Annotated in this window: 22 protein-coding genes; 16 read left to right on the top strand and 6 right to left on the bottom strand. The window is 68.6% G+C overall.

What is annotated here, in order from left to right:
• Nucleotides 1-9: 9 nt before the first annotated feature.
• The 3 genes from F8O03_RS13320 to F8O03_RS13310 form a co-directional block, all read right to left on the bottom strand.
• On the bottom strand, nucleotides 10-576 hold the full coding sequence (locus tag F8O03_RS13320) for a hypothetical protein (RefSeq protein WP_151424277.1): 567 nt from the start codon (nucleotides 574-576) through the stop codon (nucleotides 10-12).
• Between the two features lie 242 nt (nucleotides 577-818).
• On the bottom strand, nucleotides 819-1,532 hold the full coding sequence (locus tag F8O03_RS13315) for an ABC transporter ATP-binding protein (RefSeq protein ID WP_151424276.1): 714 nt from the start codon (nucleotides 1,530-1,532) through the stop codon (nucleotides 819-821).
• Entirely contained in the window at nucleotides 1,532-2,071 is a 540-nt protein-coding gene (locus F8O03_RS13310; protein ID WP_151424275.1) for a helix-turn-helix domain-containing protein, read from the bottom strand. Before F8O03_RS13310 ends, F8O03_RS13315 begins: the two co-directional genes overlap by 1 nt.
• A 333-nt stretch (nucleotides 2,072-2,404) precedes the next feature.
• Here F8O03_RS13310 and F8O03_RS13305 point away from each other — a divergent pair, with 333 nt between their 5' ends.
• Nucleotides 2,405-3,781, top strand: coding sequence for an Imm61 family immunity protein (locus F8O03_RS13305; RefSeq protein ID WP_167516576.1), 1,377 nt, complete (start codon nucleotides 2,405-2,407; stop codon nucleotides 3,779-3,781).
• Between the two features lie 9 nt (nucleotides 3,782-3,790).
• Here the strand turns inward: F8O03_RS13305 and F8O03_RS13300 are convergent, their stop codons facing one another.
• Together F8O03_RS13300 and F8O03_RS13295 are read right to left on the bottom strand one after the other, a co-directional pair.
• Nucleotides 3,791-4,444, bottom strand: coding sequence for a hypothetical protein (locus tag F8O03_RS13300; RefSeq protein ID WP_151424273.1), 654 nt, complete (start codon nucleotides 4,442-4,444; stop codon nucleotides 3,791-3,793).
• Between the two features lie 284 nt (nucleotides 4,445-4,728).
• On the bottom strand, nucleotides 4,729-6,732 hold the full coding sequence (locus F8O03_RS13295; RefSeq protein WP_167516575.1) for a serine hydrolase domain-containing protein: 2,004 nt from the start codon (nucleotides 6,730-6,732) through the stop codon (nucleotides 4,729-4,731).
• A gap of 926 nt (nucleotides 6,733-7,658) precedes the next feature.
• On the opposite strand from F8O03_RS13295, the gene F8O03_RS13290 reads away from it, so the two are divergent.
• From F8O03_RS13290 to F8O03_RS13250, 9 genes are all read left to right on the top strand, one after another.
• Nucleotides 7,659-8,921 (top strand): 4-hydroxybenzoate 3-monooxygenase, encoded by a 1,263-nt coding sequence (locus F8O03_RS13290; protein ID WP_151424271.1) that lies wholly within the window; start codon nucleotides 7,659-7,661, stop codon nucleotides 8,919-8,921.
• Nucleotides 8,918-9,721, top strand: coding sequence for a protocatechuate 3,4-dioxygenase subunit beta (gene pcaH, locus F8O03_RS13285; RefSeq protein WP_151424270.1), 804 nt, complete (start codon nucleotides 8,918-8,920; stop codon nucleotides 9,719-9,721). Before F8O03_RS13290 ends, pcaH begins: the two co-directional genes overlap by 4 nt.
• Complete coding sequence (pcaG, locus tag F8O03_RS13280) at nucleotides 9,714-10,295, top strand: protocatechuate 3,4-dioxygenase subunit alpha (RefSeq protein ID WP_151424269.1); 582 nt, start codon at nucleotides 9,714-9,716, stop codon at nucleotides 10,293-10,295. Before pcaH ends, pcaG begins: the two co-directional genes overlap by 8 nt.
• Nucleotides 10,292-11,572, top strand: coding sequence for a lyase family protein (locus tag F8O03_RS13275; protein ID WP_151424268.1), 1,281 nt, complete (start codon nucleotides 10,292-10,294; stop codon nucleotides 11,570-11,572). Before pcaG ends, F8O03_RS13275 begins: the two co-directional genes overlap by 4 nt.
• Complete coding sequence (gene pcaDC, locus F8O03_RS18440) at nucleotides 11,569-12,855, top strand: bifunctional 3-oxoadipate enol-lactonase/4-carboxymuconolactone decarboxylase PcaDC (protein WP_151424267.1); 1,287 nt, start codon at nucleotides 11,569-11,571, stop codon at nucleotides 12,853-12,855. The genes F8O03_RS13275 and pcaDC overlap by 4 nt, the downstream gene beginning before the upstream one ends.
• Complete coding sequence (locus F8O03_RS13265; protein WP_151424266.1) at nucleotides 12,848-13,666, top strand: CoA transferase subunit A; 819 nt, start codon at nucleotides 12,848-12,850, stop codon at nucleotides 13,664-13,666. Before pcaDC ends, F8O03_RS13265 begins: the two co-directional genes overlap by 8 nt.
• Nucleotides 13,666-14,322, top strand: a complete 657-nt coding sequence (locus F8O03_RS13260) for a CoA transferase subunit B (protein WP_151424265.1) — start codon at nucleotides 13,666-13,668, stop codon at nucleotides 14,320-14,322. Before F8O03_RS13265 ends, F8O03_RS13260 begins: the two co-directional genes overlap by 1 nt.
• Nucleotides 14,319-15,533, top strand: a complete 1,215-nt coding sequence (locus tag F8O03_RS13255) for an acetyl-CoA C-acetyltransferase (protein ID WP_244296276.1) — start codon at nucleotides 14,319-14,321, stop codon at nucleotides 15,531-15,533. Before F8O03_RS13260 ends, F8O03_RS13255 begins: the two co-directional genes overlap by 4 nt.
• A 383-nt stretch (nucleotides 15,534-15,916) precedes the next feature.
• On the top strand, nucleotides 15,917-16,684 hold the full coding sequence (locus F8O03_RS13250; RefSeq protein WP_151424264.1) for an SDR family NAD(P)-dependent oxidoreductase: 768 nt from the start codon (nucleotides 15,917-15,919) through the stop codon (nucleotides 16,682-16,684).
• Between the two features lie 250 nt (nucleotides 16,685-16,934).
• On the opposite strand, the gene F8O03_RS13240 is transcribed toward F8O03_RS13250, so the two are convergent.
• The gene (locus F8O03_RS13240; RefSeq protein ID WP_244296275.1) at nucleotides 16,935-17,372 is read right to left on the bottom strand and encodes a prevent-host-death protein; all 438 of its coding nucleotides are present in this window, start codon (nucleotides 17,370-17,372) and stop codon (nucleotides 16,935-16,937) included.
• A 210-nt stretch (nucleotides 17,373-17,582) separates the two neighbouring features.
• Here F8O03_RS13240 and F8O03_RS13235 point away from each other — a divergent pair, with 210 nt between their 5' ends.
• The 6 genes from F8O03_RS13235 to F8O03_RS13210 all read left to right on the top strand — a co-directional run bounded on the left by F8O03_RS13235 (nucleotide 17,583) and on the right by F8O03_RS13210 (nucleotide 24,317).
• Entirely contained in the window at nucleotides 17,583-18,578 is a 996-nt protein-coding gene (locus F8O03_RS13235) for a fumarylacetoacetate hydrolase family protein (protein ID WP_244296274.1), read from the top strand.
• Entirely contained in the window at nucleotides 18,575-19,615 is a 1,041-nt protein-coding gene (locus F8O03_RS13230) for a cyclase family protein (protein WP_151424260.1), read from the top strand. The genes F8O03_RS13235 and F8O03_RS13230 overlap by 4 nt, the downstream gene beginning before the upstream one ends.
• A gap of 88 nt (nucleotides 19,616-19,703) precedes the next feature.
• Complete coding sequence (locus tag F8O03_RS13225) at nucleotides 19,704-20,837, top strand: FAD-dependent monooxygenase (RefSeq protein ID WP_151424259.1); 1,134 nt, start codon at nucleotides 19,704-19,706, stop codon at nucleotides 20,835-20,837.
• Complete coding sequence (locus F8O03_RS13220) at nucleotides 20,834-21,904, top strand: amidohydrolase family protein (protein ID WP_151424258.1); 1,071 nt, start codon at nucleotides 20,834-20,836, stop codon at nucleotides 21,902-21,904. The genes F8O03_RS13225 and F8O03_RS13220 overlap by 4 nt, the downstream gene beginning before the upstream one ends.
• A complete protein-coding gene (locus F8O03_RS13215; protein WP_244296272.1) occupies nucleotides 21,901-22,923 on the top strand; it encodes a fumarylacetoacetate hydrolase family protein in 1,023 nt (340 codons plus the stop codon). Before F8O03_RS13220 ends, F8O03_RS13215 begins: the two co-directional genes overlap by 4 nt.
• Nucleotides 22,920-24,317, top strand: a complete 1,398-nt coding sequence (locus F8O03_RS13210; RefSeq protein WP_151424257.1) for an acetyl-CoA C-acetyltransferase — start codon at nucleotides 22,920-22,922, stop codon at nucleotides 24,315-24,317. Before F8O03_RS13215 ends, F8O03_RS13210 begins: the two co-directional genes overlap by 4 nt.
• The last annotated feature ends 201 nt before the right edge of the window (nucleotides 24,318-24,518 follow it).

Raw genomic sequence — 24,518 nt, 5'->3', positions numbered from 1 at the left:
GAGACGTGGTCAGCTGCCGAGGATGCGGGTACTTCGAAAGCCGCGCGCTATGAGGTGAACCGTGAGCAAGCTGGCTGCCAGGGCGCCGAGGAACATCGCCCCGAGGGCGGGGAGGGCCAGATCCGGGAGAAGCACTATGGCAGGGAGGCCAAGCAGGGAGGGGGCGATCGCAAGAAGTCGTATCGGGCCACCATTCATTCCAGCCCGCGATTCGAGACTGCGCGGGTGGAAGAGAGCGCCGAACAGGGTGACGGCTGAAGACCATAATCCCAACGAGAGCGGGAGGACAATGAGCGCAAGCACGAAGGGGAGCGTCACATCCACCACCGTCGAGGTGACAATCAGCGAAGCGGCGGTCGTCGCCGCGAATGCGAGCGTCGCTGCGAGCCACGACACGGCAGCAAGGACGCAGCCGGCAGCGAGGTACGACAGGAACAGGTCCCGACGCGGCAAGGGCCCTGCCAGCAACACTTCGATCCCACCGCCCTGCACGTCGTCTGCGACGACACCGGGCAACGTCAACGTCGCGATGATCGAGACAAGGGAGCCCAGGAGAATGGGCGTCAGCGAGAACACGAAGGAAGCCACGGGAAGAACTGCCCCCGCGGAATCTCGCACCGTCGCCAACTCGGCCACTCCAGCAGGTATCAAGCCGTCCGCCCCGGACAACGCATTCGCTCCCGGCCCAACTAGGCACGTTAGAAAACCCACCCCAGCCCCGATACCGATCGAGAACAAGAGCAGCGCGGCTCCCTGATGTATCCAGGCCCGCTGAGTGAACGCGCGGATCGCGAGCGAGCGACGCACCCTTCGCCCCGTCACGCGGCAACCTGCAGATGCCGCAGGATGGTCTGCTCGCTGACAGCGAATCCATCACCGCCGAGCTCCACGACCGAACGACCTCGCACGACCAGGAATCGATCGGCGAGCGCCAACGCCTCGGGCACGCTGTGCGTGGAGTACAGCACAGTTCGCGTCTCTCCCCAAGAACGAAGAAGTGAGCGGACCTGGGAAGCGAATAGAGGATCGAGCCCGGTCAGCGGTTCGTCGAGCACCACGAACTCTGGATCGCTCATGCTCATACGCGCAAGCTCGACACGCTGACACTGTCCGCGGCTCAGGGACGCCACCCGCCGATGCAAGATCGGCCTCAACTCGAACTGAGCCACAATCTCATCAATCCCGCGCATCCTGGCACGTGCCGATGCACGTGAGATGTCACGCCAGAACATGAGATTCTGCTGCACGGTCAGAGCGTGAGCCACCGCGAGCTCGTGGCCGAGATACCCCACTCGCGTCCGTACGGCGGCCCCGTCTGCGACGATTTCGCCCAGCACGGAGATTGTGCCGGAAAGGGCGGGAATGATGCCGCAGATCGTGCGCATCAGCGTGGTTTTCCCTCCGCCGTTTCGCCCAAGAAGCGCCGTCACACCGACCCCGATACGGACGTCCACGGGGTCGAGCACCGGAGTGGTGCCGTACCCAACCACGAGCCCGTCCGCAATTGCGGTGAACCGCCCGATTGTCGACATCAGACACCATCGATCTCGGGGCGGGGCAGCGTGATCGTCGTCAGCGCGCGACGGCGACGACCCTCACCCGGTTCATTCTCCAAAACCTTCCCAAGCGCTTCCATGACCGATGCGAAAAACGCATCCACTTCCTCATCAGTCGCCCAGAAATCCGCCTGCGCGAAGCTCACCCGATCGTCGATGAGATCCCGCGCCTCACCCTCCACGTACGTATCGAAATCACGAATGACCCCAGAGACGAAGACGGTGAACACCGTCATCAGCTCCTCAGACGACAGCGACCGCAACTCATCCGAACTTGGGTTCGCCAGACTCGCACTAACGCGGTACGAACGCTCACTCGCACCGCGCGCACGACGTTCGTCCGCGACCTCGATGAGCTCGTGCTCGAGCAGGTGCTTGATATGGCGATACAGGGTAGCGATCGGGACATCGCTCAACCGCCCATGCAGTTCGTGAGGCGTCAGCTCGTCACCCGCTAACAACGACTGGACGATACGAAGCCGGATGGGATGGAAGAGCGCAGACGAGGAGACCATGTTCAAACAGTATCATTATCAATACTGATACAAGCGCTAAGTGGCAATGATGAGTCGACTCCAGTACGTAGAGGCCCGCGGTGTTCGCCGCCATCCAGCAACCCACACACAGACCGACTAGCCCCCCGTCCTCAGGTTCGCGAAACAGATGGGTTTCGAGACGAAGGAGGTTCTGAGACAGATGCACCGCCTACAAGGAGCTGCATCGACCACATTGCTTCACGCGGCCGAGTAAACCCCAGCGATGAGCCTCGACTGCAGGCACTCGAGGCACGGTGGGGTCGGGTAGACCCGGCAGGGTTCCCTCGGCCCGGGCACGCTACCGTCGCTTGCGTGACGCTTCTCAACGCACTCGGTCCCTCGTCGATGTTCGCCGAGTTCATCGGGCTGGCTGGGTACGCGGTCGGCAGCGACGATGAGGACGTCGAAGTGTGGAGCAGGGGTGGCGAGGAGCGCCACCGAGTCCGATCAAGCGATGCCGGCTATCTGGTGGCCGGAGCGTCGCGATCGGGAAGCTATGTCACGGAGTTTCAGGCGTCACGGCTCGAGGACGTCGAGCGCTACCTGACCTTCCTCATCGGCAACGCATCAGTCCGGGGGACGCGTGGATTCGGGCTGCTGGCGACAAGCACTCAGCCAGCGCTCGCCGCTGGCACCGAGTCGGCGACCGACGGCAAGGGAAACGTTCGTCTCTGGAGCGTGGCCGATCCGAGCCGAACAGTGATCTTCCTTCGCGGGGTTCCCTGGGAGCCCCGAACGTTCAGTCACCTCATGGCCGTGCCCCTCGGGACCCTTCGACGAGCACTGCTGGACCCACACGGATCTCCCGTCTTCGACGTCGGTCAACCCCAGGTGAACCCGCCCGTCGTTCTGTCGTGGTCGCCCGAGTGGCTGTTCTCGACGGCCTTCCGGGAGTTCGTCGCGCTCGGCGGCGCCGAGGTGACCGCACGTGGCGACACGGTGCTCGTCGGTGACTTCGAGACCGGCTATGAAGTCTCGGACGCTGACGGATGGTGGTGCGTCCGCCGGTACTCCCGTGGCCTACATGACACGAGGATGCGAGCTCGCGGCGCCGAAGACGTTGAGCGCTATCTGCTGCTGCAGTTCGGTCCGGCTGCCCGGCACGCTCCCCAGCTCAGGCTCCCCCTCCTCGTCGAGCCCGCTCCTCCCGTCGAGATCGCGGAAGGCCTGCGGTTTGAGCCCGTCGCACCCGGGTGGGTGTCCGTGCGCGGGACAGACGGCTCCGAACGGGGCATCGAGATCGCCGATGCTGGAATCACCGCAGCACGGGATGCCCGCGACTTCACCCACCTGCTGCGCTCGACGCCGCAGGAGATCCGCGAGTCGTACCTCGACGCGGCGGGATCACCGGCCCTATCGCCCATCCTCGTTCCCGTCAGCCGTGGGGATGCCGTGCCACCCTCGGTCGATTGGGGACGGCTCTCGGCATCGGACCGCCGACTCGCGGACTCGGGATTTCGTCTCTTCTGCTCCCTCAACGAGAAGCGGGGGAAGGTCTTTGATGATCCCGTGTCCGCGGCCCCGTTCGATGGGGGAGTCGCGGTGTTCCGATCGATTCGCGGCGGCGGCATGATCCTCGTCGCGCACGATGGATCCGTGCTCTACCGGTCCTCGTCGTACTCCTTCGAGCGGGCCCTAGACGAGTTTCGAGAAGGGCAGCGGACACCGCTGGACTCGTTCGGCGGCTGATCGGCTCGCTCAGTCTGCTGGTCGAGTGCCGGGGCGCAGCAGTGGATTGTGCTCGTCGGGCAGCGGCTTGTACAGCTTGTTCCGGAGCGCGGCGTCGAGTGCCTGATAGCGCGGGCCAGTGTGCGAGATGAGTGGCAGATTGTGCGTGCGTCGCCGATTCTGGTCCCAGGAGATGCCGACGAACGCGGTCTGGTCGGCGTCGGCTGTCCAGATCATCACGACCGTCTGCCCGCCATCTACTTGGTGAGGAAAGGGCGCGAACACTGACGGATCACCGGTCGCGAATCGCCGGTGCGCCTCGTGAAAGAAGGTCTGATCGCTGAGATGGAAGCCGTAGTAGCGCTTGCGCAGCCGGGTCCCGGTCGCAGCGACATGCCACGGGCGAGCGCCGACGATGAGGAGGTACACCCCCCAAGCGATGCCAACGAGTTCGATCGCGATCATGACAAGCGGCGTGATGCCCGCCATGCGATTGCGAACCAGTGCCGAGTCCTCGCCTCCCTCGCGGGCCCACTCGGCGAGAGGGATGAAGTTCTGCGCAGTGAACACGATGCAGACGAAGCCCGCCAGGATGAGCGCGATCCCGAACCAGGTGTGACCTGCGACTCGTTTGCGCGCAAACCGCGGATCGGCCCGGAACGTTTTGTCGAAATGGGTGCTCACCGCCCCATACTCTCCCTCGAGCTGGCCTAGGGCGGACACGGTCCGGCGGTGTGTTCACGACGACTAGCGGGAGGTGGTGCGGAAACACGTACTCGTGGGGATCACCCTCGTTCTCGCAACCCATGGGTTTTGAGATGTCTCACTGGCAGTCACAGGTTGCATGACGGACGAGACGTCAAGTGGGGCGCGGGCTTGCTGCTCCCCGTCGAGGTCCGCCACGTCGTGCCCGTAGATCGCAGCGCGGGCGTCACCGTCCTCGAGAGCCGCGGGGCAAGCGCCTGTGGTCAGTAGGTGATGCTCGGGAGAAGCAATCCGCCGACGACAGCCACGTACCCGAGTCCACAGAATGCGAGCGTCAGAACAATGCGTCCGGTGATGCGGAGGGTGTGTGCCCCTCTGGAGCGCCACGACGAAGGAATCTCCGCGTTGTTCTCCGTTGGTTGCGCGCGGTGGATTGCGAGGAGCAATGCCGGAAGCGCGCCCAGAACGGCCGCAAAGGTGAGTGCTTGTGCTGAACGCAGAATCACTGCAGACGGTGGAGCTCCGTCCGAGAGGAGCGTCGCCGCGACTGTCGCCCAGAGTATGCCCGCAAGAGCAAGCGCCACGAGGGCGACCGCTCGGAGGCGGCGCAGCAGCCGCTCCCGACGCGGGGCTTCCTGAGCGACCTTGTACCAGCGACGGATGCCCCACCGCGCAGGAAGCGCGAGCACCGCGGCAGCGAGTACAGCGAGCGAGAGCGTCGCGATGATCGGCAACGCCGCCCGACTCGGCGACATCGGCTGGAGCGCGAACGCCGGGTTGAGGCCGATCGCGACCACGCGTCCGTCCTGCTGATCGACGGCGAAGCGTCGTTGCCCATCAACTTCTTGCCAGACCCAGGGCTCCACCTCGACGAGATCCACGGGAATCCCGGCCAAGTCGGTCACCGCCGATATCGTCACCGCATTGCCCGCGCTTGGAGACACTTCCACGGTGGAGAAGGCAGCGAAAAGGCGCACGAACGTGGACTCGCTCCGTCTCGACACCTGATAGGTTCCGACGATCTCGTCTGCATGCTCGGCTGCGGTCGTCGTTTCCACGACGGCTGCGTCGCGCTGGTCGGGAAAGTACCGGTCTGCGAACCCGCGAGACAGGGCGTCTCGGATCGCAGTCGACGCGTCCCCGTTCAACCCGGTGCTGTTCAGGGAGATATATACGCCGGCTTCGTCGTCTGGGTAGAGGTCGAGTTGCGCGTGGAACGCGGTGAGGTCACCTCCGTGGCTGAGGATTCGGTGCCCGTTTCTGTCCGCCTCGAAGTATCCCAGGGTCATGCGAGGTCCTGCAGCGAGACCGCCAAGCTCCTCGGCGCTGAGGGCTGGCTCGTGCATCTGCTCCAGAGTGCGTTCGCTGAGCAGCGGACTGCTGTCCCCGAGCTGCGCGAGCATGAACGCGTTCATATCTGCAGTCGTCGCGGAGATCGCACCGGCAGGGGCGGGTGCATTGATCTCGAACGGCACTTCAGCGGAGCCGGTGAACGAGTAGCCCTTGGACATCGACAACTGCATCTCATCGGGCAGCGGCTGGGCGAGCGTTGCAGTCGACATTCCTACCGCGTCGAAGACGTGCTCCTGGACGTAGTCGGCGTAGCCGACGCCGACGGTCCGCTCTACGACATACGCGGCGAGCCCGTTCGAGTAGTTGGAGTATGCGGGGGTCGTGCCAGGTTCTGCGATCTGCTCGGGCTGGTCGACCGTAACGGCATCGCGGAGCGATGTGGCATTCTCTCCGGGGCCAGCGATGACTCCGGCAATCTTGTCCTCGAAGCCGGCGGTGTGGGTGAGGAGATGACGGAGCGTGATGGGTTTCTCGAATGAGGTGTCGAGCGTGAAGTCGAGATAGTCCTGAACTGGCGCATCCAGGGCGAGACGTCCTTGCTCGACGAGCTGCATCACAGCGGTGGCGGTCACGATCTTGGAGATCGACCCGATGCGGAAGAGCGTGTGCTGCGGATCCACGGGCACCGGGTCCTCAGTGTCCGAGCCGGTGTCCGCGTAGCCAAACCCACGCTGCGTCATCACCTGTCCCTTGCTGACGACTCCAACCGTTGCACCAGCGATTCCCTCACGCTCGAGAGCGGAAGGGAGCATCCCGTCGAGCCATGCGTTCACGTCCTCAGTCGTGAGCTCGTGCGCGGTGCTCGTGAGCCCGACGGGCGCGGCTGCTGCGCTTGTCGCGCCGAGCATCGCGAACACCCATGTCAGGGCTATAGCGCTCAGGCCGCGAACGAGGAAGAGGGGAGAGCTGAGCAATTTTGATCCTTCAACGGAGTACATAGCTGACAGAGCGAGGCCGGAGTATCGACCGACCCCGAACGGGGGCTCATTGACAGACTTTCCCTCTAAACATAGGACCGGGATCGATGTGACGAAGCCACAGTCATATCCCCGTTCCTCCCGGGGCCTAATCGTCCTCGGGATCTCGACGGCTTCAGGCGACGCATTGCGCGTGCTGTCGGATGGCGGCCGAGGGTTCTCTCACCCAGTGAAGCGACCGCTTGTCTCCAGTCGCTGGAACGCCCGAATGGCTAGACCAATCGGGTTCGCAAGCAACCCGGGCGGCATCGCAAGGCAAGCTTGCTCGATCCCGTCCAGTCCTCGCGAAACCATGGGTTCTGAGGTGTCTCACGCAGTAGAGAACGAACCCCAACACACCTCGGCGCACGACGGCACCACGACGACTGCGCCTCGGTCCCCGCAACCGCCGTGGATACCTGCAGATGGCGAGCATGCAAGCTGGTGACATGCCAACGAACGAAAACAAGAAAATACTCACCCTACTTGTGAGCCTAGGAGCAGTCGTCGCGCTCGTCTGGCTCACGCTGACCAGCGGCATTCTGGGGCACATCTTCGACCCCGGCTAGATCGACTCGCTGCAGAAGCATGCTCGCAAAACCCTAGGGATTCGGGACGTCTCACCACCGGAGTATGTCTCGGCCAGGGTCCCGCATGGGTCCAAGTCGCGCGATTCTCAAAACCATGTGTCACAACTTCATCTACGGAAACGCGCACACGCCGTCGGTTTTGCGACAACTCTGTAGCGTCACGCGAGGCGAGCTGTCCCGCGATCAGATCGCCAGATGGCTTCTCCTGTCCTTCCACTCAGCGGAAACCCCGGCCCACCGCATCCGCCTCCCGCGCACACTCGTCTCATCCTTCCCAACGACGAGAGGCGTTCGATGACGAACGACGAGAGCCACGGCCAGGGCGCCCAGCCTGCAGAGGCCGGCGCACGCCAGTCCACACAGGTGGCGATCATCGGAGCCGGGCCGGCTGGGCTGCTGCTCGGCCACATCCTGGGCCAGGCGGGCATCGACTACCGCATCCTCGAAGCACGCGACAAGGCGTACGTGCTCGGCCGCATCCGCGCCGGCGTGCTCGAACAGGACTCCGTCGACCTCCTCGCCAAGTTCGGCCTCGACGCCGATCTCAAAGCCAACGGCCTCACCCACCACGGCATCTACCTGCAGCACGAGGGGGAGCGCCACCACATCGACTTCGCCGAGCTCACCGGCCGCACCGTCACCGTCTACGGCCAGCAGGCGCTCGTCCACCACCTCGTCGCCGAACACGAGCGCCTCGGCTCGCAGCTCATCTTCGAAGCCACCGACGTGCAACCGACCCAGATCGAATCGACGCACGACGGCGACCGCGCCTCCCTCGCCTACACGGCCCCGAACGGCGAGCGCATCACCCTCGACTGCGACTACATCATCGGCGCCGACGGCTACCACGGCATCTGCCGCCGCACCTTCCCCGAAGGCACCCTCGACGTCGCCGAACGCGTCTACGACTTCGCGTGGCTCGGCATCCTCGCCGACGTCGCCCCCTCCACCGACGACCTCATCTACGCCCTCCACCGCGACGGCTTCGCCATGCACTCCATGCGCTCCAGCACCGTCTCGCGCCTCTACCTGCAGGTCAGCCCAGACGACGACATCGCCAACTGGAGCGACGAACGCATCTGGGCGGCCCTCCAGACGCGCCTCGGCACCGAAGGCTGGACCCTCACCGAAGGCCCCATCACCGAGAAATCGATCCTGCCCATGCGCAGCTTCGTCGTCTCCACCCTCAACTACGGCCGCCTCTACCTCGTCGGCGACGCCGGCCACATCGTGCCCCCCACCGGCGCGAAAGGCCTCAACTCGGCCATCGCCGACGTCGCCCTCCTCGCCGAAGCCCTCCAAGCCCACTACGCCGGCGACGACACGGGCCTCGAGCAGTACAGCGACAAGGCCCTCGACCGGCAGTGGAAGGTGCAGCACTTCTCGCAGTGGATGACCGACATGCTCCACGTGCACCCCGCCGACGGATCCGCCGAGCAGAGCGCCTTCGACTTCCAACGCCAGCTCGGGCAGATCCGCTACGTCACCTCCTCGCACGCCGCCCAGGTCAGCCTCGCCGAGCAGTACGCCGGCCTCCCGTTCGTGGATGCACGATGAGCGCCGGACAGGGACGACCCGAGACGCTCGACGTTCCCGTCGACTCGCTCGTCAGCCAGGCGCACATCTCGCAGCAGATCGCCGACACCCACGCGGCCCACGCCGACGATGCCCGCAGCCACCCGCTGCGCGACTTCGCCCCGTACCGCTCGGTCGCGCTGCGCCACCCCACGCACCAGCTCGTGCGCGCCGACCCCGAGGAGATCGAACTCGTCTCACCGGCCTTCGGGCACACGGACGTGGCGGCTGAGGAATCCGACCTCACCATCCAGCACAACGGCGAACCCATCGGCGAGCGCATCATTGTCTCCGGTCGCATCCTCGACGGCGAAGGCCGCCCCGTGCGCGGCCAGCTCGTCGAGATCTGGCAGGCCAACGCCTCCGGCCGCTACGTGCACAAACGCGACCAGCACCCCGCCCCGCTTGACCCGAACTTCACGGGCGTCGGCCGCATCATCACGGGCGACAACGGCGAGTACCGCCTCACCACCATCAAGCCCGGCGCGTACCCGTGGAAGAACCACCGCAACGCGTGGCGGCCCGCGCACATCCACTTCTCGCTGTTCGGCACGCAGTTCACGCAGCGCCTCATCACGCAGATGTACTTCCCCGGCGACCCGCTCTTCGCGCTCGACCCCATCTACCAGTCCATCGTCGACCCCGCCGCGCGAGCCAGGCTCGTCGCGGACTACGACCACGACGTCAGCGAGCACGAGTGGGCGATCGGCTACAAGTGGGACATCGTGCTCACCGGATCGAAGTCCACGTGGATGGAACCGGAGGACACCGACCATGCCTGAGGCAACAACGCCCACGTCGTTCGGCCAGACCCCGTCGCAGACCGTCGGCCCCTTCTACGGCTACGCCCTGCCCTACGAGCGCGGCGGCGAGATCGCCGCGCCCTGGCGCCCCGACGCCATCCGCCTGCACGGCACCGTCACCGACGGGGCAGGGGAGGCGGTTCCCGATGCGATCCTCGAGCTCTGGGGGCTCGACGCCGACGGCGCACCCGTCGCGCAGCGCGGCAGCCTCGAACGCGACGGCTACACGTTCACCGGCTTCGGGCGCACCCCCGCCGACCGCGACGGCCACTACTCGTTCACGACCATCAAGCCAGGACGGCGGGATGCGGGAGCGGCGCCCTACCTGCTCGTCACGATCTTCGCGCGAGGCCTCCTCCACCACCTCTTCACCCGCGCGTACTTCGGCGACCAGCCCGCCGAGAACGAGGCAGACGCCGTGCTCGCGGGCATCGCCCCCGACCGTCGTGCGACCCTCATCGCGGACCCGGATGCCCCGGGCAGCTACCGCTTCGACATCCGCCTCCAAGGCGACGGCGAGACCGTCTTCTTCGACTTCGGGCAGGAACTGTGAGCGCGGGCGAGGCAGACTCCCGCCAGACGGATGCTCGCGAGTCAGGGGCCCGCGGGACGGGCTCCGGGGCGGCATCCGACGAGTTCGGCGGCCTCGTGCGGGGCATGCTCGTCGTCGAGGCCGAGCTGCTGCGCGCCTGGGCCTCCCTCGAGTCGCGCGACGCCAGCGCGGCCGCGACGGACATCGAAGCCGCCGACCTCGACGCCGCTGCGCTGCGCGACGGTATCGAAGCCGACGGCGTCATCGTGCCGGAGCTCGTGCGCCAGCTGCGCGCATCCCTCGCCTCCGCCGGTGTCGAGGCCCCGCGCCTGCACGCCGGCGCGACGAGCCAGGACATCGTCGACTCCGCCAGCATGCTGCACGCGCGCGACGCGCTCACGGCCGTGCGCGCCGACCTGGTCACCGCGGGCACCCGCCTCCAAGGCCTCGCCGACGCCGAACGCCGCTCGCCCCGCGTCGCCTACACCCTCGGCCGGCAGGCCGCCGCGAGCACGCTCGGCGCGCAGTTCGCGGGCTGGCTCGACGGCGTCACCTCCGCCATCGCCGCCATCGACGGCCTCGCCTTCCCCGTGCAGTTCGGGGGAGGGGTCGGCACCGGCGAGGCGGCCGACCGCCTCGGGTCCGGTGCGCAGACCACCAGCATCCTGCGAGCGCACCTCGCCGCCGGCCTCGGCCTCGACGACCCTCGCCGCTCCTGGCACGCCGAGCGCACCCCCGTGCTCGCCGTCGCCAGCGCCACCACGGCCGTGTGCACAGCGCTCGGCCGCATCGGCCGCGACCTCGTCACCGCCTCCGGCGAGCGCGTCGGCGAGCTCTCGCTCGGCGGCGGCGGCACGTCGTCCGCCATGCCCCACAAGCAGAACCCCGTCGCCCCCATCGTCGTCGTCTCGAACGCGCTGCAGGCACCTGGCCTGCTGGCGACGGTCGCGTCCGCTGCGGTCTCGCAAGACGAGCGACCGGCCGGCGAATGGCACGCTGAATGGGATGCGCTGCGCCGCCTCCTCGAGCTCGCGGGCGTGTCCGCGCGCCGGCTCGCCGCATCCCTCGACCGCGTCACCGTCGAGCGAGAGACCGCCCGCCACCACCTCGCCGACTCCGCCGTCGCGGGCGCCGACCAGGTCACGCTGCAGGCAGCCAATCGGGTCGTGAATGCCGCCATCAGCCGGTTCCTGTACCAGGACGCCAGGCCCGACGGCGACCGTGACGGCGGGCCCGACAGCGACCGCGACGGCAAACGCCCCGAGCAGACCACCGCGCGAAGCGAGGAGACACCATGACCATCCCACGCCTCAGGGGTGCCTTCGCACCCGGCACCCAGCCCGCGTCGCAGAACGAGCTGCTGGTCCTGCTCCCATCCCTCGGCACGACTATGGCGCTCTGGGACGGCACCGTCGCGGCCCTCCGCGCCTCGACGCCGGGCAGCACGCTGCGCATCCTGCGCCTCGACCTCCCGGGTCACGGCTCCAGCCCGGCCACGGCCGAGCCGTTCACGATCGCCGAGCTGGCGGATGCGGTGCTCGACGTCGTCGAGGAAGCCGGCGGCGGTGCGTTCCACCTCGCCGGGCTCTCGCTCGGCGGGGCCATCGCCCTCGAACTGGCCCTCGCGCACCCCGACCGCGTGAAGAGCCTCGCCCTCTTCTGCACCGATTCGAAGATCGGCACCACCGAGGGCTGGGAGCAACGCGCCAGCGGGGTGCGCGCATCCGGAACCGCGTCGCTCGTCACGGGCAGCGCCGAGCGCTGGTTCGCGCCCGGCTTCCTCGAGCAGCACCCGCTCTCGGCCGCCGCGCGATCGCTCTCGACGCTCATCGACATCGACGACGAGTCGTACGCGCGCTGCAACGAGGCGCTCGCCGCCTTCGACCGCACCGCTTCGCTCGGTTCCCTGCGCGCCCCGACCCTCGTCGTGAGCGGCGAACACGACGCCGTCACGACGCCAGAGGCCATGCAGGCGCTCACCGAGCGCATCCCGAACGGCTACCACTCGACCATCGCGGGCACCGCCCACCTGGCCGCGCTCGAAGACCCGGACGCCGCCGCCCGCCTCCTCACGACGCACCTGCGCGCATCCGCGTCGCAGGGCCAGTCGACGCAGGCCGCCGCGCATGAGCAGGGGATGCGCGTGCGCCGCGAGGTGCTCGGCGACGCGCACGTCGACCGGGCCGTCGCCGGCACAACCGCCGAGACGGCGCCGTTCCAGGACTTCATCACCCGCTACGCGTGGGGCGAGATCTGGGCGCGCGACGAGCTGTCCCGCCGCGAGCGGTCCATCGCGACCCTCGCGAGCCTCGTCACCGGGTCGCACGAGGCCGAGATCCGGATGCACGTGCGCGCCGCCCTCAGGAACGGCCTGTCGCGCGCCGAGATCGCCGAAGTCATCCTGCACACGGCCCTCTACGCCGGGCTGCCGCCCGCCAACGGCGCTCTCGGCATCGCGCGCGGCGTGTTCGCGGAGATTGACGCCGAGTTCGCGGCTGCCGCCGGCCGCAGCGGCGGGACCGCAGCCGGCAACGGCACCGACCAAGAATCCAGCCCCAACGAAGGAGCAGAACGTGGATAAGACCTACGCCTCGGCGGCCGACGCCGTCGCCGACATCCCGGCGGGATCGTCCCTCGCGGTCGGAGGCTTCGGCCTCTCCGGCGTGCCGATCACCCTCATCCGGGCCATCCAGGCGCTCGGCGTCGACGGCCTCGAGGTCGTCTCCAACAACTGCGGCGTCGACGGCTGGGGCCTCGGCGAGCTGCTCTCCGAGGGGCGCATCCGCCGCGTCATCGCCAGCTACATCGGCGAGAACAAGGAGTTCGCGCGCCAGTACCTGTCCGGTGAGATCGAGGTCGAGCTCACCCCGCAGGGCACGCTCGCCGAGCGGCTCCGCGCCGGCGGCGTCGGCGTTCCCGCCTTCTACACGGCGACCGGCGCCGGCACCATGGTCTCGGAAGGTGGGATGCCCATCCGCTACAACTCCGACGGCACCGTCGGCCTCGTCAGCGAACCCAAGGAGCAGCGCCCCTTCGACGTCTTCGGCGCCGCCAAGGAGTACGTGCTCGAGACGGCCATCAGCACCGACTTCGGGCTGGTCCGCGCCGCCGTCGGCGACCGCCACGGCAACCTCCAGTTCGAGAAGTCGACCCGCAACTTCAACCCGCTCGCGGGCATGGCCGGACGCATCACGATCGCCGAGGTCGACCGCCTCGTCGAACCCGGCGAGCTCGACCCCGACGAGATCCACCTGCCCGGCATCTACGTCGACCGCGTCATCGTGCTGAGCGCAGAGCAGGCGGGCGAGCTGCCCATCGAGAAGACCACCGTCCGGCCGCGCGAAGCCGCTGGCGCATCCACTTCATCCACCGACTCGAGGGGACACGCCTGATGCCGCTGACCAGGAACGAGATGGCCGCCCGCGCCGCCAAGGAGCTCAAAGACGGCTCGTACGTGAACCTCGGCATCGGGCTGCCGACGCTCATCCCCAACTACATCGCCGACGGCATCGAGGTGGTGCTGCACTCGGAGAACGGCATCCTCGGCGTCGGCCCGTACCCGTGGGAGGGGGAAGCCGACCCGAAGCTCATCAACGCCGGCAAGGAAACCGTGACCGTGCTGCCCGGCGCCTCGTTCTTCGACTCGGCGGCGAGCTTCGGCATGATCCGCGGCGGGCGCGTCACCAACGCCGTCCTCGGCGCCATGCAGGTCTCGGCGCAGGGTGACATCGCCAACTGGGCCGTGCCGGGCAAGATGGTCAAGGGCATGGGCGGGGCCATGGACCTCGTCAACGGCGCCGAGCACGTGCTCGTCGTCATGGAGCACGTCGCGAAGGACGGCTCGCCGAAGATCGTCGAGCAGTGCACCCTGCCCCTCACGGGCAAGGGCTGCATCGACCGCATCATCACCGACCTCGCCGTCCTCGACGTGACGGACTCGGGGCTCGTGCTCATCGAGCTCGCACCCGGCGTGACGGTCGACGAGGTTCGGGATGCGACGGGGGCCGCTTTCACGGTCGCCGACTCGCTGCAGGAGGTCTCCGCGTGACCGAGCTGCGCGAGGTCGTCATCTGCTCGCCCCTGCGCACGCCGGTCGGCCGCCTCGGAGGCTCGCTCGCGCCGCTGTCGGCTCGCGACCTCGGCGTGGCCGTCCTCGAGGCGCTCGTCGCGCGCAGCGGGCTCGACGTGAATGCGGTCGACTCGGTCATCGCCGCGCAGGGCTACCCCTCCATGGAGTCGCCCGCCTTCGGGCGCGTTGCGGCGCTGGATGCGGGCTTCCCGAGCACCACGACCGGGTACCAGCTCGACCGCCGCTGCGGTTCGGGCCTGCAGGCCGTCATGAATGCGGCCATGGAGGTGCAGACGGGCGTCGCCGACGTGATCGTCGCCCTCGGCGCGGAGTCGATGTCGAACGCTCCTCTCTACACGGAGCAGGGTCGCCGCGGCACCCCGCCCGCCGGCCTCATGCTGCACGACGCGCTCGCCCGCGGCCGCGAGACGGTCGGCGGCGTCAACTACCCGAGCCCAGACGGCAACGTCGGCAGCGCCGAACTGCTGCGATCCGAGTACGGCATCTCGCGCGAGGCGCAGGACCGCTTCGCCCTGCAATCGCACCAGCGCGCCGTCGCCGCCCAGGAATCCGGCGCGTTCGACGCCGAGCTGGTTCCCGTCACCGTGCCCGGACGCAAGGGGGACGTGCTCGTCGACCGGGACGAGCATCCGCGCGCCGACTCGACGCTCGAGGCCCTCGCCCGCCTGCGCCCGATCCTCGGGAAGAAGGATGCAGCATCCACCGTCACCGCCGGCAACTCGAGCGGCCAGAATGACGCGGCCGCCGCCTGCATCGTGACGACGCCTGCGCGCGCCGCTTCGCTTGGGCTCACTCCTTCGGTCCGGCTGGTCTCGTGGGCGGTTGCCGGCAACGACCCGCGGCTCTTCGGCGTCGCGCCCGTGCCGGCGACCTCGCTCGCACTCTCGCGCGCAGGCATCGGACTCGACGACCTCGACGTGATCGAGCTCAACGAGGCGTTCGCCGTGCAGGTGCTCGCGTGCCTCGCCGACTGGGGCATCGACGCCGAAGACCCGCGCCTCAACCCGCGCGGCTCCGGCATCTCCATCGGCCACCCCATCGGCGCCACGGGCATCCGGATGCTCGCGACCCTCGCCAACGAGCTGCCCGCCCTCGACGCGCGCCTCGCCCTCGAGACCATGTGCATCGGCGGCGGCCAAGCCCTCGCCGCCGTCTTCGAGCGCGTGTAGCGGGGGCGCTGCGCGCCCGTATCCACGCGCCCGTATCCACGCGTCCGCTCCGCCCTTCTGGCCGCCCCACTCTCGTTTCGGGATGGCTTTCACGCTTCGGGATGGCTTGCAACCCATCCCGAAGCGCGGAACCCATCCCGAAACACCCGATAGGCACGGCCTGCCTTCCTCGGCGGCTCCCGCCTCCGTCTCGGGATGGGTTTCTCGCTTCGTGCTGGAAAGTTTCCCAACACGAAGGCATCTCTCTATCCCGAAACCGTGTTCTCGGGGGTCACCGCATCCAGAGAGTGGATGCGCCGGATCAGCAATTACCCGTGTCTCCCTGCCATGCGCCCTGCTTGAGTTGAGATGGATGCGCAGAGCGGCGCGCCGAGAGGAGCCCCGTGCCAGAAACCGCCAGCCCGACGGCCGCGCCCGTAGTCGTCACTGGGGCCGCGTCCGGCATCGGGGCGGCGGTCGTCGGGCGGCTCGTTGCCGACGGCATCCCGGTCATCGCGGCCGACCTCTATTGGCCAGCGGATGCGCCCGAGCGACCGAGCGTCCACCGGGTCATTCTCGACGTGCGCGACCCGGAGGGTTGGGCTGCTGTCGCCGCACTCGCCGCTGCCTCGACCGCAGCCGCCGGCGCGCTCGCGGGACTCGTCAACGCCGCCGGCATCACGCGGCGTGCGCGCATTGAGAACGTCACCGCCGAGGACTTCGAGCTGGCCTTCGCGGTGAATGCGACCGGCCCCGCCCTGGGCATCCAGGCGCTGTCCCCACTCATGGCGAGCGGCGCATCCATCGTCAATGTCGGCTCGGCCGCAGCGGTCATGGCGCACTACGCCGTGGCCTACGCGGCCAGCAAGTGGGCGCCGCGCGGCATCACGAAGACCGCGGCGATGGAGCTCGGGCCGCGGGGGATCCGCGTGAACAGCGTGCACCCCGGGTACATCGAGACGCCCATGACGGCGAGCGCGTCTGCGGCGTTCCGCGGTATCAACGTCGAGCTGACACCACTCAGCCGCACGGGCTCGCCGAGCGAGGTCGCCGACGTCATCGCGAGCCTGCTGTCACCGGCGACCTCATTCGTGACGGGTGCCGAGCTCGCCGTCGACGGCGGCCTCACCTCGCACGGCGGCGGGCTGCCGATCGCGAGGGCGATCAGCTGACTTCATACCCATGCACCCCTTGGCGCACCTACTTCGTCTCGTGGGGGTGATGTGTGTGAACTTGCTCCAGGTAGACGACGTCATCCTCGACGGAGAACCAGATGCGGGCATCAGCGCGCAGCGTTGGCTTGTGCTGCCAGCGTGCATAGACGTGACCGTCACGATGAAGGCTGCCGAGTTCGCCGCGAATCGGATGCGGTACTCGCCTTTCTTCGTCGGGCGGGGGGACAGGTGTGTCTTTCGTCACCTTCTAGGGGCGTTCCACGGTGATGTCGGCTTCGAGCCAGTCGGCTTGAACTGGGGTCAGTCCCGCCGCGAGCGCCGATGCCGTTTCCTTCCACGCCGTGAGCTCGGCAATCGCAAGATGAGCCTGACCGGTAGAGAAGGATGCACGCGAAGCGTCGAGCAGGTCGTGCGCGCACTTGCGTTGGCCATCTGGGCTGAGTGCCAGGATCCATGGAAACATCTGCGACATTCGGTGCTCGAGCGAGCCGCGGTCGTCGGTCGCTACGGCGATGAGCTGCGCCGCGATCTCCAAGAGCTGATCGCGGGCCTGAGACTCGCTCTTCGACATCAGCACAAGATCTTCACCGTCGCGTCGGGTGACGTCGACGGGGTGGTCTTCAGCCGCCGCAAAGACCTTCGTCGCGTTACGGCTGAGGTCGGACGAGTTGACGGTCCTGGCCATGGATGTTGTGGAGTGCATGACGAATGAGTACTTCAGAAGTAGTTCTGAATAGGGTCACGCGAGGAATCTGTGGAGAACCACTGGCCGCGAAACACATCCGCATCACCAACCCTGATGCCCGGGATAACGGATCCCGGCTTGGCTGATGCGACCGCACGCGATTGACTTATGTCACGAACGCACCGAAGCGTCGTGAATTGGAGACCACCCGTGACATCGTCGTCCGAAGGCCTGACCGCCGACTTCGCTCTTGCCCGCTTCAGCGTGGGGGAGGGGAAGCCGCAGCTCGGACTCGTCGCGGCCGGCCGCATCCGCCCGCTCAGCCACGAAGAGCTCGGCGCCGACTCCCTCAACGACTTCCTCGCCGAAGCGCCCACCTCGTGGGACCGCCTGGCCGACCTCGCGCAGGGCAGCGCCAGCGACGACAGCACATGGGTCAGCCTCGACGACGTCACCCTCGAAGCCCCCGTCGAGCCGCGCCAGGTGCTGCAGACCGGCGCCAACTACCGCACGCACGTCATCGACCTCGTCGCCGCCGGCCGCGCCAAGAACGACCCGCGGCCCATTGAGGAGCTTCGCGAATGGGCGGCCGAGATGATGGATGCACGCGCCAGGGACGGCGAGCCGTACTTCTTCATCGGCCTCCCGACGGCCGTCGCCGGCGTCGACGCCGAACTTGAGCTGCCCGGCTACAGCAACCAGCACGACTGGGAGCTGGAGCTCGCGGTGGTCATCGGCAAGCGCGCCCACCGCGTCTCCCGCGAGGACGCCCTCGACCACGTCGCCGGGTACACGATCGTCAACGACATCTCGACGCGCGACCTCATCTTCCGCAAGGACATGAAGGAGATCGGCACCGACTGGTACCGCGGCAAGAACGCGCCGGGCTTCCTCCCCACCGGCCCGTTCCTCGTTCCGTCGCAGTTCGTGACCGACCCGCACTCGCTCACCCTGAAGCTCACGCTCAACGGCGACACGATGCAGGACGCCGTCACCGACGACCTCCTCTTCGACATCCCCGCGCTCATCTCGGCAGCATCCGAGAACATGCCGCTCCTCCCCGGCGACCTGCTCCTCACGGGCAGCCCAGCCGGCAACGGCATCGTGGACGGCCGCCTCCTCCAGGACGGCGACGTCATGGTGAGCGTCATCGAAGGACTCGGCACGCAGACCACGCAGGTGCGGGCGGAAGCGGTGTCGTCATGACCTCCGTCACTGAGACCGCCAGCGCCGGGGGCGCTCCCACGGTCACCGGAACCCCCACCGAGAACCCGGCCGAGCTCGACCGCACCGACCCCGCCACCGAGGTCGCCCGTGCGGCTCAGGCCTACCGCAACTGGGGCCGCTGGGGCGAGGACGACCGCATCGGCACGCTGAACTTCATCGACGACGCCAAGCGCGCCGACGCCGCGAAGCTCGTACGCACGGGCCGCAGCTCCTCGCTCTCCCAGCCGTTCGATATGAACGGCCCCCAGCTGGGCTGGCGGCGCCGCACGAACCCCGTGCACACGATGCTCGACACGGGCACGGATGCGCAGCTCGCGAACCAGGGGTTCCCTCACGGTCTCGGCGGGGCTGACGACGTCATCGCCATGCCCCTGCAGTGCTCCACGCAGTGGGATGGCCTCGGCCACATCTTCGACCACGGCTACGCGTGGAACGGGCGCCGCTCCGGCGAGGTCGTGACGAGCGACGGCGACCTCATCACCGGTATCGAGCACACCGCGGCCGAGATCGTGAGCCGCGGCGTGCTCCTCGACCTCGGCAGGCACCTCCGCGACAGCGGGGAGCTCGAGGACGGCTACGCGATCACGACCGCCGACCTCGAGTCCTGCATCCGCGCGCAGGGCGCGACCGCCGCCGTCGGCCGCGGCGACATCGTGCTCGTGCGCACCGGCCGCTACGCCCGCGCGCAACGCGACGGCTGGAACGGCTACGCCGGCGGCCCGAGCGCCGGGCTCTCGTTCACGACGGCGGGCTGGCTGCACCGCAGCGAGATCGCCGCGATCGCCACCGACACGTGGGGCTTCGAAGTGCGGCCCAACGAGTTCGACGACGCCTTCCAACCGCTCCACCAGGTTGTCATCCCCAACATGGGCCTGACCATCGGCGAGATGTGGGACCTTGAATCCCTGGCCGATGCGTGCGCTGCCGACGGCATCTACGACTTCCTCCTCGTCGCCCCGCCGCTGCCCATCACCGGCGCCGTCGGGTCTCCCGTCAACCCCATCGCCATCCGCTGAGCAGCCCCCGCACCTCAGCCCACGGCAGCCCCCGCCGCACGGCACGCACACCTTCATCGTCAACGCAGACGCAGAAAGCAGGACCATCATGAGTGCAGTTTCCAAGGTCGCCATCGTCGGAGGCGGAGTCGCGGGCATGGTCTCGGCGATCCTCCTCGCCGACGGTGGCGTCGAGGTCGACGTCTACGAGGCGAAGCCCGAGGTCACGGCCCTCGGCTCCGGCATCACCCTGCAGGGCAACGCGCTGCGCGTCTTCGACCAGGTCGGCATCTGGGAGCGCATCCAGGAGCAGTCCTACTCGTTCGACGAGGTCAGCATGCGCGCCCCCGACCCGGCTGGAACGGTCATAGCGAGCCTCACCGAGACCCGCACGGGCGGCCCCGAGTACCCGGCGACGGCCGGCATGTACCGTCCCGACCTCGCCAAGATCCTGGCCGAGCGCGCCCTGGAAGTCGGCGCGCGCATCCACTACGGCACCACCGTCACGGGTCTCGAGCAGGACGCCGACGGCGTGACCCTGACGACGGATGCGGGCGACACGTCGCGCGTAGACCTCGTCATCGGCGCCGACGGCCTCAACTCGCCCACCCGCTCGCTCATCGGCATCGAGACCAAGCCCGAGCGCACGGGCATGGGCATCTGGCGCGCCTTCGTGGAACGCCCCGCCGAGGTCACCCACACCGACCTCTACTACGGCGGCCGCTGCTTCATCGCCGGCTACTGCCCGACGGGCGAGAACAGCATCTACGCGTACCTCGTCGAGAAGGCGCAGGACCGCACCGGGCTCACGCCAGCCGAGAGCGTCGAGATCATGCGCGACCTCGCCGGCAGCTACGGCGGGCCGTGGCAGGAGATCCGCGACTCGCTCACCGAGTCGGCCCGCGTGCACTACACGCTCTTCACCTCCCACGTCGTTCCGGATGCGTGGAACCGCGGCCGGGTCGTCATCATCGGCGACGCCGCCCACAGCTGCCCGCCAACCATCGCGCAGGGCGCGGCCCAGGCCTCCGAGGACGGGCTCGTGCTCGCCACGATGCTCCTCGAGAGCGACCAGCTCGACCAGCAGTTCTGGGACGAGTTCCACGCCCGCCGCATCCCCCGCGCGTCGCACGTCGTGGAGGCCTCCACGACCCTCGGCCAGTGGCAGCTCGAGGGCAAGCGCGACGGCAACGTGCCCGCCCTCATGGGTGGCGTCGCACAGCTCGTGGCGGTGCCAGCATGAGCGTGGCGAACGACGTGACTGCCGCCGGCCGTGCTTCTGGCACCGCCGGCCAGGTCGTCGACGTGCACGCGCACCTCCTCCTCCCCGCGCTCCAGGGTGCTGTGCAGGGCCGCGACCCGGAGGGCTTCGCCGCCGCCGGAGAGCTCGAGGCCAAGCGCAACGGGCCTGAGAGCCTCGCCGTATCCGGTGCCATGATCAAGTCGCGCTTCCCGAAGCTCATCTCGCTCGAAGAGCGCCTCGCGGTGATGGATGCGCAGGGCGTGGATGTGCAGCTCGTCTCGCCCTCCCCGAGCCACTACTACCCGTGGGCGGGCGAGGAGCTCGCCGTGTGGGCGGCGAAAGAAGCCAACGCGGCGATCGCCGCGCACGTGGCCGGCGCCCCGGACCGCCTCCGCGGGCTCGGGCTCGTGCCGCTGCAGCATCCGCACCGTCTCGTCGAGCTGCTCGAGAACGCCGTGCTCGCCAACGGCCTCGCGGGCGTCGAGCTGTCGTCGTTCGCGGGCGACGTCGAGCTCAGCGACGCGCGGCTCGACGATTTCTGGCGCCGCGCCGAGGAGCTCGAGGCCATCGTGTTCCTGCACCCGTTCGGCTGCAGCCTCGACGAGCGCCTCGACCGTTTCTACCTCTCCAACACGGTCGGCCAGCCCGCAGAGAACGCGACTGCGATCTCCCACCTCATCTTCGGCGGCGTGCTCGACCGCTTCCCGAACCTCGTGCTCATCGCGGCGCACGGCGGCGGCTACCTGCCGACGTTCATCGGCCGCTCCGACCACGCCTGGGAGGTGCGCCCCGAAGCGCGCACCTGCCTGCGAGCGCCGTCCACGTACCTACGGCAGCTGAGCTTCGACTCGCTCGTGCACACGCCCGACGCGCTGCGGAACCTCGTCACCGCCGTCGGCGCCGACCGGGTGCTCCTCGGCTCCGACTACCCCTTCGACATGGGCGTCGAGAACCCCGTCGAGCGCGTCCGCGACGCGGAGCTCGGCGCCGACGACGAGGCGCAGATCCTGGTCGGCAACGCCGCGCGACTGCCCCGCGTCTGGGACAGCGTGGAGGCGGCCCGGTGAGATACGCCAGGTGGATGCGCGACGGCCGAACGCACGACGGGGTCGTCGTCGCGCACGAGGGCGGCGACCGGCTGCTCGCGTTCGCCGACGGGCTGACCGTGCTCGGCGCGACCCGGCTCGGCCTCGAGCGCGCCAACGCTGTCGCGGCCTCGCTCATCGAGGCGGCCCGGGCCGACGGCTCGCTCGGCCTCGCTCCGACGGTCTCCGACGTCGAGCTGCTGGCGCCCATCGAGGCGCCGAGCGTGCGCGACTTCGTGGCCTTCGAGGAGCACGTCGAGGGCGTCGTGAAGTCGATCGACGGCGACTCGGGCGTCGTCGCCGAGTGGTACGACGCGCCCACGTTCTACTTCACCAACCCGCACTCGCTCGTGGGCAGCGGGGCGAGCATCCGCCCGCCCGTGACCGAGCGGCTCGACTTCGAGCTCGAGGTCGCCGTGATCGTCGGCGGTGTTGACGGCAGCGACGGGTCGAACCTCGACGCGGCCGCAGCGGCCGACCACATCTTCGGGTACAGCGTCTTCAACGACTGGTCGGCGCGTGACATCCAGTCGCGCGAGATGAAAGTGCGCCTCGGGCCCTGCAAGGGCAAGGACTTCGCTGCGACGCTCGGACCGTGGATCGTCACGGCCGACGAGCTCGCCGACGCGCACGACGCCGACGGCTTCCTCGAGCTCGAGCTGCGGGTGCTCGTCAACGGGGAGCTCATCGGCAGCGACCTGCTCTCGAACATGGGCTGGTCGTTTCCTCACCTTTTGGTTTACGCCTCCCGGAATTCTCGGGTTGTGCCGGGTGACGTGCTCGGCTCCGGCACCGCGGGCAACGGCGGCTGCCTCGCCGAGCTGTGGGGACGCGCGGGCTCGCTCACGCCGCCACCGCTCGCGGAGGGCGACGTCGTCGAGCTGCGCGTCGAACGCATCGGCGAGATCAGCAACGTCATCGGCGCGGCCGTCGAAGCCGTGCCCGTGCCCCGCGCCCGCAAGGCATCGCGGGAACGAACGAGAGGACGCGTGAGCGCATGAGCGGCACAGACTTCGGCACCGACTCGGGAACCGGATGGAAGAATCCCGGTGCCGCTGGCGATTTCACTGCTCCTGGTTCAAACGCAGGCGCGGTGCCGAGCGCTGCCGCGGAGAGCGCGGGCCGCGCCCCCATCCAAGCGGGCGAAGGTGAGCGCCAACTCGTCAATGAGCAGGTCACTCCTGCTGGCGAGGTGGCGGGCGCCCCGAGGTCTCACCTCGATGACGTCGTCATCGTCGCCGCCGCGAGGACCCCGCAGGGCAAGCTCAACGGGCAGCTCTCGACGCTGACCGCCCCGCAGCTCGGCGCCGCCGCGATCAGCGGCGCGCTCACACAGGGCAGCATCGACGCGTCGCTGGTCGACGCCGTCCTCGTCGGTCACGTGCTCTCCGCGGGGGTCGGGCAGAACGCCGGACGCCAGGCGGCGCTCGCCGCGGGCATCCCCGCCTCGGCGCACGTCGCCACCATCAACAAGGTCTGCCTCTCCGGGCTCACCGCCGTCATCGACGCCGCCCGGCTGCTGAAGACCGGCGACGCGCAGCTCGTCGTCGCGGCCGGCATGGAGTCGATGAGCCAGGCGCCGCACCTGCTCGCCGGCTCCCGCAAAGGCTGGGCGTACGGTTCGGTCGAGGCGCTCGACCACATGGCCCACGACGGGCTGACGGATGCGGCTTCCGGGCAGAGCATGGGCCTCCTCACCGAGCAGCACAACACGAGCCTCGGCATCACGCGCGAGGCACAGGACGCGGTCGCCGCGCGTTCGCATCAGCGTGCCGCCGCGGCCGTGGATGCTGGCCTCTTCGACGCCGAGATCGTCGCCGTCGACGTGCCCGTGCGTCGGGGCGCCCCGGTTCGTGTGACGCGCGACGAGGGCATCCGCCCCTCCACGACGACCGAATCGCTTGCCGGGTTGCGCGCCGCGTTCGCCGCGGACGGGACGATCACGGCCGGGAACGCCTCGCCCATCTCCGACGGTGCGTCCGCGGTTGTCCTCACGACTCGCGCCTTCGCCGACGCGCACGGCTACGACGTGCTCGCGGTCGTCGGCGCAGCCGGCCAGGTCGCCGGCCCCGACGCGTCGCTGCAGTCGCAGCCGTCCCGCGCGATCGCGCGGGCCTGCGAGAAGCAGGGCATCGAAGTCTCCTCGCTTGACCATGTCGAGATCAACGAGGCCTTCGCGGCCGTCGTCGTGCAGTCGCAGACCGAGCTCGGCGTCTCCGACGAGGTCGTGAATCCGCACGGCGGCGCGATCGCCCTCGGCCACCCGATCGGCGCATCCGGAGCTCGCGTCGTCGTCCACGCCGTGCACGAACTCAACCGCCGAGGCGGCGGAACGGCCGCGGTCGCCCTCTGCGGCGGAGGCGGCCAAGGCGACGCCCTCATCCTCACCCGCTGACCCCACCGGTTGCCCTTGACCGAACCCAATCTCGTCTCTTCGGGATGGGTTTGGCGCTTCGGGATGGCGTGTACCCCATCTGCGTGCGCGTATCCCATCCCGAGGCGGTGGGGTGCGGTGGGGTCGGCCGGGTGGCGTTGCACGACGAGTCTCGGGATGGCTTTCTCGCATCGTTTGGGGAAGTTTCCCGTAACGAAGCGA

Origin of the sequence: Pseudoclavibacter terrae (genome assembly GCF_008831075.1) — a bacterium.
GTDB classification, from domain to species: Bacteria; Actinomycetota; Actinomycetes; order Actinomycetales; family Microbacteriaceae; genus Pseudoclavibacter; species Pseudoclavibacter terrae.
This window is presented reverse-complemented; position numbering and strand designations above follow the sequence as displayed.

Excerpts from the sequence above, each read along its gene's own strand:
- F8O03_RS13290 (WP_151424271.1), top strand. The coding sequence starts at position 7,659 with ATGACGAACGACGAGAGCCACGGCCAGGGCGCCCAGCCTGCAGAGGCC.
- F8O03_RS13315 (WP_151424276.1), bottom strand. The coding sequence starts at position 1,532 with ATGTCGACAATCGGGCGGTTCACCGCAATTGCGGACGGGCTCGTGGTT.
- pcaDC (WP_151424267.1), top strand. The coding sequence starts at position 11,569 with ATGACCATCCCACGCCTCAGGGGTGCCTTCGCACCCGGCACCCAGCCC.
- F8O03_RS13210 (WP_151424257.1), top strand. The coding sequence starts at position 22,920 with ATGAGCGGCACAGACTTCGGCACCGACTCGGGAACCGGATGGAAGAAT.
- F8O03_RS13260 (WP_151424265.1), top strand. The coding sequence starts at position 13,666 with ATGCCGCTGACCAGGAACGAGATGGCCGCCCGCGCCGCCAAGGAGCTC.
- pcaG (WP_151424269.1), top strand. The coding sequence starts at position 9,714 with ATGCCTGAGGCAACAACGCCCACGTCGTTCGGCCAGACCCCGTCGCAG.
- F8O03_RS13225 (WP_151424259.1), top strand. The coding sequence starts at position 19,704 with ATGAGTGCAGTTTCCAAGGTCGCCATCGTCGGAGGCGGAGTCGCGGGC.
- F8O03_RS13310 (WP_151424275.1), bottom strand. The coding sequence starts at position 2,071 with ATGGTCTCCTCGTCTGCGCTCTTCCATCCCATCCGGCTTCGTATCGTC.
- F8O03_RS13230 (WP_151424260.1), top strand. The coding sequence starts at position 18,575 with ATGACCTCCGTCACTGAGACCGCCAGCGCCGGGGGCGCTCCCACGGTC.
- F8O03_RS13240 (WP_244296275.1), bottom strand. The coding sequence starts at position 17,372 with ATGGCCAGGACCGTCAACTCGTCCGACCTCAGCCGTAACGCGACGAAG.
- pcaH (WP_151424270.1), top strand. The coding sequence starts at position 8,918 with ATGAGCGCCGGACAGGGACGACCCGAGACGCTCGACGTTCCCGTCGAC.
- F8O03_RS13220 (WP_151424258.1), top strand. The coding sequence starts at position 20,834 with ATGAGCGTGGCGAACGACGTGACTGCCGCCGGCCGTGCTTCTGGCACC.